The sequence below is a fragment of the Caldovatus aquaticus genome (assembly GCF_019458025.1).
GTDB lineage: Bacteria > Pseudomonadota > Alphaproteobacteria > Acetobacterales > Acetobacteraceae > Caldovatus > Caldovatus aquaticus.
Genome location: NZ_JAHZUY010000026.1, coordinates 37,612 through 46,253 on the forward strand (window position 1 = coordinate 37,612; position 8,642 = coordinate 46,253).

10 protein-coding genes are annotated in these 8,642 nt (G+C 72.0%); all 10 read left to right on the forward strand.

Going from position 1 to position 8,642, the window contains the following annotated elements; translation table 11 throughout:
* The first annotated feature begins 3 nt into the window (after window positions 1-3).
* Window positions 4-477: a DUF6511 domain-containing protein gene (locus K1J50_RS19135; RefSeq protein ID WP_255575188.1), complete on the forward strand. Its 474-nt coding sequence runs from the start codon at window positions 4-6 to the stop codon at window positions 475-477.
* Window positions 474-905, forward strand: coding sequence for an HNH endonuclease signature motif containing protein (locus K1J50_RS10915; RefSeq protein WP_220117743.1), 432 nt, complete (start codon window positions 474-476; stop codon window positions 903-905). Before K1J50_RS19135 ends, K1J50_RS10915 begins: the two co-directional genes overlap by 4 nt.
* The gene (locus tag K1J50_RS10920) at window positions 893-1,663 is read left to right on the forward strand and encodes a hypothetical protein (protein ID WP_220117744.1); all 771 of its coding nucleotides are present in this window, start codon (window positions 893-895) and stop codon (window positions 1,661-1,663) included. The genes K1J50_RS10915 and K1J50_RS10920 overlap by 13 nt, the downstream gene beginning before the upstream one ends.
* Window positions 1,660-2,982, forward strand: a complete 1,323-nt coding sequence (locus K1J50_RS10925; protein WP_220117745.1) for an ATP-dependent DNA helicase — start codon at window positions 1,660-1,662, stop codon at window positions 2,980-2,982. Before K1J50_RS10920 ends, K1J50_RS10925 begins: the two co-directional genes overlap by 4 nt.
* Window positions 2,979-3,719 (forward strand): hypothetical protein, encoded by a 741-nt coding sequence (locus K1J50_RS10930; RefSeq protein ID WP_220117746.1) that lies wholly within the window; start codon window positions 2,979-2,981, stop codon window positions 3,717-3,719. The genes K1J50_RS10925 and K1J50_RS10930 overlap by 4 nt, the downstream gene beginning before the upstream one ends.
* Window positions 3,716-6,262 carry a VapE domain-containing protein gene (locus K1J50_RS10935; protein ID WP_220117747.1) on the forward strand — a complete coding sequence of 849 codons (2,547 nt, stop codon included), beginning with the start codon at window positions 3,716-3,718 and terminating at the stop codon, window positions 6,260-6,262. The genes K1J50_RS10930 and K1J50_RS10935 overlap by 4 nt, the downstream gene beginning before the upstream one ends.
* A 517-nt stretch (window positions 6,263-6,779) precedes the next feature.
* Complete coding sequence (locus K1J50_RS10940) at window positions 6,780-7,289, forward strand: hypothetical protein (protein WP_456304558.1); 510 nt, start codon at window positions 6,780-6,782, stop codon at window positions 7,287-7,289.
* On the forward strand, window positions 7,286-7,513 hold the full coding sequence (locus K1J50_RS10945) for a hypothetical protein (protein WP_220117749.1): 228 nt from the start codon (window positions 7,286-7,288) through the stop codon (window positions 7,511-7,513). The genes K1J50_RS10940 and K1J50_RS10945 overlap by 4 nt, the downstream gene beginning before the upstream one ends.
* The gene (locus K1J50_RS10950) at window positions 7,503-8,057 is read left to right on the forward strand and encodes a hypothetical protein (protein WP_220117750.1); all 555 of its coding nucleotides are present in this window, start codon (window positions 7,503-7,505) and stop codon (window positions 8,055-8,057) included. The genes K1J50_RS10945 and K1J50_RS10950 overlap by 11 nt, the downstream gene beginning before the upstream one ends.
* A 307-nt stretch (window positions 8,058-8,364) precedes the next feature.
* Window positions 8,365-8,642 (forward strand): ParB/Srx family N-terminal domain-containing protein (locus K1J50_RS10955; RefSeq protein ID WP_220117751.1); only part of this gene is annotated, 278 nt, incomplete at its 3' end.

Sequence of the window (8,642 nt, forward strand, 5' to 3'; positions counted from 1 at the left end):
GGCATGGCACGACGACGCTGGGCGCGGCCGCGGGAGGCTTGTGCCCTGGCCGACAAGCCCGCGCCGCTGCCCGGATGCACGCCGGCCGACCAGATCCGCCGGCTCACCTGCGCGCTCTGCGGCCGCGAGGCGAAAGGCTTCGGCTACGTCCATGAGCTTCGGCTCGGCGTCCACCCGAAGCTGTCCTTCTGCTCGATGCGCTGCTGCGACGCTGGCAGTGTGCTGGCACGGCAGAGAGGCAGCGTGATCGACAAGACCCCGATGGAGGAGCGCGCCATCAAGGAGGCGCGCCGGCCGCTCGCCGAGGTGCTGCAGGAGCTCGGCCTGCTCGCGCCCTTCCACGACCGCAGCGCGGCCGAGATCGACCGCCTCATCGAGGCCTGCGTCGACGCTTCCAGGCCTCGATGCGGTGCCAGGCGGCCGACCGCGATCCGCTCGACGACCCGATTCCTTTTAGTTGAGGGGACATCGCCATGAGCACCGGAGAGATCTGGCGCGACGTCCCCAGCGTGCCTGGCGTGCTGGCGAGCAGCGAGGGGCGCGTGATGATCGCACCGTATCGCGGACCGATGCCCAACGGAGGAGAGCGGCCCTACGGCGGGACGCCGACCTTCGGCGTCTGGAACAAGACCGACGGGCGCTTCGTCACGACGGTGGGCGAGCGGACCTGGAAGGTCGCGCGGCTCGTCGCAGAAGCATTCCACGGACCGCCTCCTTTCGAAGGCGCCGTGGTGATGCACCTCGACGAGAACGCCGCCAACAACCGGGCGAGCAACCTCCGCTGGGGCACGCAGAAGGAGAATCTGAACGCGCCGGGCTTCCTCGAATACTGCCGCAACAGGACCGGGGCAGACAGCCCGACGGCGAAGGCGCGTCGGAAGCGGAGTGTGGGATGCTCGACCTGAACTCCGGCTCCGGCGCCGTCTACGGGCGCGGCGACGCGCCCCCGGGCGACGCCGCGGTCATCACCGCCCGCATCAACGCGCTGGTGGACGCCGCCCTGCTGGCGCGCCATCGGCAGCAGCGGCCGCGCGACTATCTCGGCGGCAGCCGCGTCGGCGAGCCCTGTGCGCGCAAGCTGGTGTACGAGATCACGCACGCGCCGAAGGACCGCGACTTCGACGCCGACATCCTTCGGATCTTCGACGCCGGCCACCAATTCGAGGCGCTGTCCATCCGCTGGCTCCGTCTCGCCGGCTTCGACCTGCGCGACCGCGGCGCGGATGGCGAGCAGTTCGGCTTCGTCGCGGCCGGCGGTCGGCTGCGCGGGCACGCCGACGGCGTGATCGTCGGCGGCCCCGCGGTCGGGCTGCGCTGGCCCGCGCTGTGGGAGCACAAGGCGCTCGGCCAGAGATCCTGGACCGACCTGGTCAAGCGCGGGCTGCGGCTGTCGAAGCCGGTCTACTTCGCGCAGGTGCAGCTCTACATGGCCTACCTCGATCTGGAGGTCGCGCTGCTCACGGCGCTGAACCGCGACACGCTGGCGCTGCACCACGAGGCGGTGCCCTTCGACGCCGCCGAGGCGCAGCGCCTGTCCGACCACGCCGTCGATATCCTGCGGGCCGCCGAGGCGGGTGAACTGCCGCCGCGCATCGCGCAGTCACCCGACTTCCACCTCTGCCGCCTCTGTCCCTACGCAACCCGCTGCTGGGAGGCGCCATGACCATCACCCCCTCCGACACCCAGCACCGCGCGATCGCGGCGATCAAGCACTGGTTCCAGAACGAAGCCGACCGGAAGCAGGTGTTCCGGCTGTTCGGCTATGCCGGCACCGGCAAGTCGACGGTGCTGCGCTTCGCGCTCGACGAGCTCGGCCTCGAGCACCACCGCAGCGGCGGCGACGGCGAGGCCTGCGTGCCCGGAGTGGTGACGGCCACCTTCACCGGCAAGGCCGCGCTGGTGCTGCGCCGCAAGGGCACCCCGGCCCGCACCATCCACAGCCTGATCTACTCCGTCATCGAGGCGACCGAGGAGGAGGTCGAGGCGGCCGAGAGGAAGGTCGAGGAGGCGGTGGCGCGGGCGCGCGGCCTCTCGGGCTTCGAGCGCACCGCCGCCGAGGCGGCCATCGAGGCCATGCGGCAGGGCGTCGCCGACATGAAGCGCCCGCGCTTCGCCCTCAACCCCAAGAGCGACGCCGCGCACGCGAAGCTGATCGTGCTCGACGAGGTCTCGATGGTCGGCGAGGAGATGGCGCGCGACCTGATGAGCTTCGGCAAGCCGATCCTGGTGCTCGGCGACCCCGGCCAGCTGCCGCCGATCCAGGGCGAGGGCGCGTTCACCAAGGACGCGCCCGACGTCATGCTGACCGAGATCCACCGCCAGGCGGCGGAGAGCGCGATCATCCGCCTCGCCACCATGGCGCGGCAGGGCGAGCCGATCGGCTTCGGCCGCTACGACGACCACGTCTGGAAGATGCGCAAGACGGACGTGACGCCGGAGCAGGCGCTGCGCGGCGGCCAGGTGATCTGCGGCCTGAACGCCACCCGGCTGCAGCTGAACAACGCCATGCGCCGCGCCGCCGGCTTCGGCGACGGCGGCTGGCTGCCCACCGGGCCGGGCGAGAAGATCATCTGCCTCAAGAACCAGAACGACCTCGGCCTGATCAATGGCATGTTCCTCACCCTCTCCGACATCGTCGACGAGGGCAGCCACTACGTCTCGGCAGTCGTGACCGACGAGGAGGGCAACCGCATCGGCGCGCCGCAGGCCGACGGCAGCCGCGGCCGGCTGCGGATCTACAAGGGGCACTTCGAGGACCACGTCGCCTTCGACCGGCAGCGCCACGACCGCGACTGGAAGCTCAAGAAGGGGCTGACCGAGGCAACCTTCGGCTGGGCCATCACCGGCCACAAGGCGCAGGGCAGCCAGTTTCCGACTGTCCTGGTCTGGGACGACGGGCTCGGCCGCACGGCACTGGATCGCAACCGATGGCTCTACACCGCCATCACGCGGGCCGAGTGGGGGCTGGTGATCGTCGCATGACGAAGCGCGCTTCTGTCCTCACGGGATTGCGGCCAGGCGATCGGATCGGTCGTTGGACCATCATCGCGCCCGCGTCGGCGCTGAGGAGTCCCCCTGGACGTGTCCGGCCGCGATGGCTCTGCCGTTGTGAATGCGGCACCGAGAAGGTGGTGCTCGTCCAAAGCCTCGTCTTGGCGTTGCGGTCGTCACGCGGCGGCAGCCGAAGCTGTGGCTGCCTCGCGGTCATGCGCGCGACGCGGCATTCTCACACGGCCGGCGGGCGTCCGACGCCCGAGTACACGGCTTGGCTGGCCGCGAAAAAGCGATGCGAGAACCCCCGCAACGCCTCCTACCCGCACTATGGTGCGCGCGGCATCTCGATGTGCCCTGCCTGGGCGCGGGATTTTGAGGCCTTTCTGCGCGACATGGGGCCGCGCCCCAGCCCGGCACACAGCCTGGATCGCATCGATCCCGACGGCGACTATGCGCCGGGGAACTGCCGGTGGGCGCCACCCGAGATTCAGGCACGAAACAGGCGCGTGACTCGCTGGTATCTGTTCGAGGGTGAGCAGCTCGTCCTGGCGCAGGTGGCTGCGCGGCTCGGCATCACACGAGATCAGGCGCGGGCGCTGGAACGGAAACGGCAGCTGCCGGCTTGGCGCGTTCCCGGCACCGGCGCGAACCGCGCGGCCCCAGCGTCCACGTTCACTCTCGATTTGAATGACGTGCCGGCGACCGCCGGAGACGCGCTAGCATGATCGACCTGAACGACGCCGGTATGGCGCCGGCCCGCCACGACCTGGCGGAGATCCGGCGGCGCCTCGCCGCGACGGCGCGGGAGTGGCTGCCGCCACTGTTCCCGAACGCGCGGCGCTCGCCGGACGGCAGGACGCTGCGCTGCGCCGACCTCTCCGGCCGGGCGCCCCGCGGCGAGGGCTCCTGCGTCATCCACCTCGAGGGGCGCTTCGCCGGCTGGGGCTTCGATCACGCCACCGGCGAGAGCGCGGGGCCGATCGACATGCTCGCCCACGGCACCGGCGCGGCGGATGCCCGCCTCTTTGACGAGGCCGCGCGCCTTGCCCGCATGGATCGGCCGGCGCCGCCGCCGCGCGCGCCCGAGCCGAGGCCGGACCACAGCCGGGAGGTCGCGCGCATCCTGGACGGATGCGTTCCGCCCGCGGGGACGCCGGCGGAGACCTACCTCAGGGGCCGCGGCCTCGCCCTGCCGGACAGCCCCGACCTGCTGTTCCATCCCGACCTCGCCGACTTCGAGAGCCGGCGCGGCTGGCCCGGCATGGTCGCGCTGGTGCGGGACGCGGTCGGCGAGGCCACCGGCGGCATCCACCGCACCTACCTGCTCGACGACGGCTCGGGGAAAGCGCCGCCGGGCAAGAAGATGCTCGGGCCCGTCGCCGGCGGGACGGTGCGGCTCGCGCCGATGCCCGGGGACGGGCGGATCGGCGTGGCCGAGGGGATCGAGACCGCGCTCGCCGCCATGGCCCTGTTCGGCGTCCCCACCATGGCGGCGCTCTCGGCCGACGGGCTGCGGCGCTGGCGGTGGCCGGAGGGCACCACCCACGTCACCATCTTCGCCGATGCCGGGCATGCCGGCATGCAGGCCGCGGCGACGCTGGCGGACCGGCTGAACCTGGCGGACATCCCCTCGCGCATCCTCGCCCCGCTGCACGGCGACGACTTCAACGACGACCTGCGGCGCGGCGCGACCGCGGCGGATTACGACGAACGGCAGCCGGCCCCCCGGCCGGATCCGCCCGCGGCCGCACCAGGGCCGGCCACGGTCGAGGAACTGCTCGCCACCGCCGCCGACCTCACCCGCCCGCCCGACGCCGCGCCGCTCTCCGACCTGCTCGGCCGGTTGGCGATGGCCCGCCTCGATCCGCTGCCCGAGCGTCAGGTCCTCGCCGCGGTGAAGACCGCCACCGGCATCGCCGTCTCCATCCTGGAGAAGCAGCTGGCCGAGCTCCGGCGGCGGCTGAACGCCACGGGCGACGTGCGGCGCGCGCCGGTCCGGCCGCCCTGGGCCTCACTGCTGCGGATCGACGCCGGCGGCGCGCCGGAGCGCAACGAGGCCAACGTCATCACCGCGCTCTCGCTCGACGCCGCCTTCGCCGGCGCCCTGGTGTTCGACGAGTTCAGCCAGGAGATCATGGTGGCGCGCGCCTTGCCCTGGGACCCGCCGGGCGCACCGCTGCCCCGGCCCTGGGGCGAAGCCGACGACGTGCGCTGCGCCGAATGGCTGCAGCGGCACGAGATCAACGTCCCGCCCGTCGTCGTCGGCCGCAGCGTCGTCGCCGTGGCGCGCAACACCCGCGTCCATCCGGTGCGCGACTACCTGGAGGCGCTGGCCTGGGACGGCACGCCGCGGCTCGACGCCTGGGCGGTCACCTACCTCGGCGCCGAGGACACGCCGCTCCACCGCAGCATGGCCTCGCTGTGGATGGTCTCGGCGGTCGCGCGGATCATGCAGCCCGGCTGCAAGGCCGACCACATGCTGATCCTGGAGGGACCCCAGGGCATCCGGAAGTCGACCGCGCTGAAGGTGCTCGCCTCCGAGCCCTGGTTCACCGACGAGCTCGCCGAGCTCGGCTCGAAGGACGCGGCGCAGCAGATGCGCGGCGTGTGGATCATCGAGATGGCGGAGCTGGACGCCATCGGCCAGGCGGACGTGTCGCGCATCAAGGCGTTCCTCAGCCGCACCACGGACCGCTACCGGCCGCCCTACGAGCGCTACGTCGTCACCGTGCCGCGGCAATGCGTCTTCGCGGGGACGGTGAACCCGGACACCTATCTGCGCGACGAGACCGGCAACCGGCGCTTCTGGCCGCTGCGCTGCGGCGACATCGACCTGGACGGGCTGCGGCGCGACCGCGACCAGCTCTGGGCCGAGGCCGTCGCACGCTACCGGGCAGGCGCGCCCTGGTGGATCGAGGACCGGGCCCTGATTGCCGAGGCCAGCGCGGCGCAGGAGGCACGCTACCAGGGCGACGCCTGGGACGCGCGAATCGAGCGCTGGCTCGTCTCCGAGCGCAGGCCGGTGAATGTCGGCGTCGGTCACTTCGAGGACTGGCAGGAGCGCTTCGTGCCGCGCGCGCAGCCGCTGACCGACGTCTCGATCGGCGAGGTGCTGGAGCAGGCGCTCGGCATCGAGCCCGCGAAGTGGACGCGGGCCGACCAGATGCGGGTCGGCGCGTTCTTCCGCGCTAGGAAGTGGGTGAAGTACCGCACGAAGACCCCGCCCCGGGAGTGGCGCTACGTGGCGCCGGGGACGCCGGTGCCATGACACGGCGGCGCTCCTGTCCAACCTCGTCCAACCTCGTCCAACCTGCGCGGCGGAGGTTGGACAGCCGGAAGCGCAGGTTTTCTGCGGCTTTCCACGCGATCACTCCGTCTCGTCCAACCTGTCCAACCTTTTCCCTCAGAGTAATGCGCGAAGGGTGTGGGTCGGCCGGACATACATTTTCCTATACGGGGTATGGGGAGGGGTTGGCAGGTTGGACAGGTTGGACGGAGCCGTCTAACTCTCTGATGTACAACAGTAATTCTTGTCCAACCTGCCCGGGCCAGGTTGGACCGGGTTGGACGACGGACCTCCGGCAGGGCCGCAGCCCGATCGCCCGAGGACCGCCAGCCCTCTCGGTCAAGCCCTTCAAGCCGGGCAGCGACGGCGAGCTCCGCCAAGAACCGCGCCGTCGCCGCCCCCACCACGATGATCCCCTCTCGGAGACCCCATGGCTCCCTCGACTCTCCCCATGCCCACCGCCCATGCAAGCGGGCCACCGATCGCGGCCCCGCTCCCCGTGACCCTCCGGCATCCCGCTGTCCTCGCCCTCGACCTCGGCACCACCACCGGCTGGGCGCTGCGCGGCCAGGACGGCACCATCACCTCCGGCACCATCACCTCCGGCACCATCACCTCCGGCACCATGACCTTCCGCCCAAGCCGCTTCGAGGGCGGGGGCATGCGCTTCCTGCGCTTCAAGCGCTGGCTGACCGAGATGAAGCAGCTCAGCGGCGGCATCGAGTCGATGGTGTACGAGCAGGTCCGCCGCCATGCGGGTGTCGACGCCTCCCACGCCTATGGCGGCTGGCTCGCGATCCTGTCCGCATGGTGCGAGCACCATGGCATTCCCTACCAGGGCGTGCCGGTCGGCACGATCAAGCGCTTCGCCACGGGCCGCGGCAACGCCGACAAGGCGGCGATGATCGCGGCAATCCGCGCCCGCGGCTTCGCACCCGCCGACGACAACGAGGCCGACGCCGTCGCCTTGCTGCTCTGGGTCATCGAGGGTCAGGGAGGCACGGCATGAGGCTACCCACCGCGCCGGCACTGCCGCGATGCTCCCTCGACATCGGCCGCAGCCCGACCAGCGAGGCCGAGCTGAACGCCATGCGCGCCGCCGCCTGGCACCGGCAGGGTGTCGCCGTGATCCCGATCGACGAGATCACCGATCCCTGGCTGCGGCAGGCCCTCACCAACGAGGCCAATCGCCGCTGGGGGCGGCGCCAGGGAGGGCCTGCGCATGGCCGGTAGGCGCAAGGCCAGGCGGGCTGCGCCGCCGCGCGAGGACCTGTCGCGGCCCTCCAAGTGGCGGCTGCAGCATGGCGGCTTCTCCGAGCCGATCCGCGAGGCCGACCCCGAGACCGGCACGCCGGTACTGCATCGCCGCGCCGTCGACACCCTCGGCCTGATGCTGGCCAACGGCACCATCACCCAGGAGATGCACGAGGCAGGCTGCATCTTCCGGACGCTGTTCCGCTCGGCGGCGCTGGATGGCATCGCCACCTCGCAGCTGATCCGACTGGCGGGCGCGACGCACGGCGACGTCTCGAACCGGCAGCTCGACGCGCGACGGCGCGTGGCCGAGGCGCTCGACGCGCTGGGCGGCCACGACAGCCCCGGCGGCTCCTGCGCCTGGTTCGTCATCGGGCTGGAGTTCTCGGTCCGCGAGTGGGCGATGCGCCAGGGCTGGGCGGGACGGCCGGTGCATGGGCCCGTGGCGCAGGGCATCCTCGTCGCGGCCCTCGGCATGCTGGCGAAGCACTTCGGGCTGACGCCGCGGCAGCGGGCGGCGTGACGCGGCGCGGCTGGGACGGCGCGCACCATCCCGGCCGCGCTGTTACAATTCACCCTATGGCGACCCGCAAATCGATGCGGCTAGACTCCGGACACGTAGAGAAGGTGCGCAGGCACCGCGGCTGCACAGCCACTCTGCGGAACGATGGCGACCGTGGCTCGCGCGCTGCAGGGTCCTTCCTGGGCCTGGCGTATGCGGGACGCGGAAGCGCGCGAGGTTCCCAGCGTCAGCCCCGTTTTCCAGGTTGCCAGCGCCGCCAGGTTGCCAGCCGCGGCGCCCCCTCCGTTCCACCATCACGCAGGTCCCGATGCCCCAGGCCCCATGGGCTGCGAGCGCCGTCGAGGCGCGCGCGGTCGCCTCGCTGCTGCCCTATGCCGGCAACGCGCGCACGCATTCGCCCGAGCAGGTGGCGCAGATCGCGGCCAGCATCCTCGAGTTCGGCTTCGTCGCGCCGGTGCTGGTGGACGAGCGCGGCGAGCTCATCGCCGGCCACGGCCGGCTGCTGGCCGCGCAGTCCCTCGGCCTGGAGACGGTGCCGACGATCGTCCGCGCCGGCCTGACCGCGGCGCAGAAGGCCGCCTATCG

What these genes read in the sequence shown, in the direction of transcription:
- K1J50_RS19135 (WP_255575188.1), top strand. Translation starts at nt 4, where the DNA reads ATGGCACGACGACGCTGGGCGCGGCCGCGGGAGGCTTGTGCCCTGGCC.
- K1J50_RS10915 (WP_220117743.1), top strand. Translation starts at nt 474, where the DNA reads ATGAGCACCGGAGAGATCTGGCGCGACGTCCCCAGCGTGCCTGGCGTG.
- K1J50_RS10920 (WP_220117744.1), top strand. Translation starts at nt 893, where the DNA reads ATGCTCGACCTGAACTCCGGCTCCGGCGCCGTCTACGGGCGCGGCGAC.
- K1J50_RS10925 (WP_220117745.1), top strand. Translation starts at nt 1,660, where the DNA reads ATGACCATCACCCCCTCCGACACCCAGCACCGCGCGATCGCGGCGATC.
- K1J50_RS10930 (WP_220117746.1), top strand. Translation starts at nt 2,979, where the DNA reads ATGACGAAGCGCGCTTCTGTCCTCACGGGATTGCGGCCAGGCGATCGG.
- K1J50_RS10935 (WP_220117747.1), top strand. Translation starts at nt 3,716, where the DNA reads ATGATCGACCTGAACGACGCCGGTATGGCGCCGGCCCGCCACGACCTG.
- K1J50_RS10945 (WP_220117749.1), top strand. Translation starts at nt 7,286, where the DNA reads ATGAGGCTACCCACCGCGCCGGCACTGCCGCGATGCTCCCTCGACATC.
- K1J50_RS10950 (WP_220117750.1), top strand. Translation starts at nt 7,503, where the DNA reads ATGGCCGGTAGGCGCAAGGCCAGGCGGGCTGCGCCGCCGCGCGAGGAC.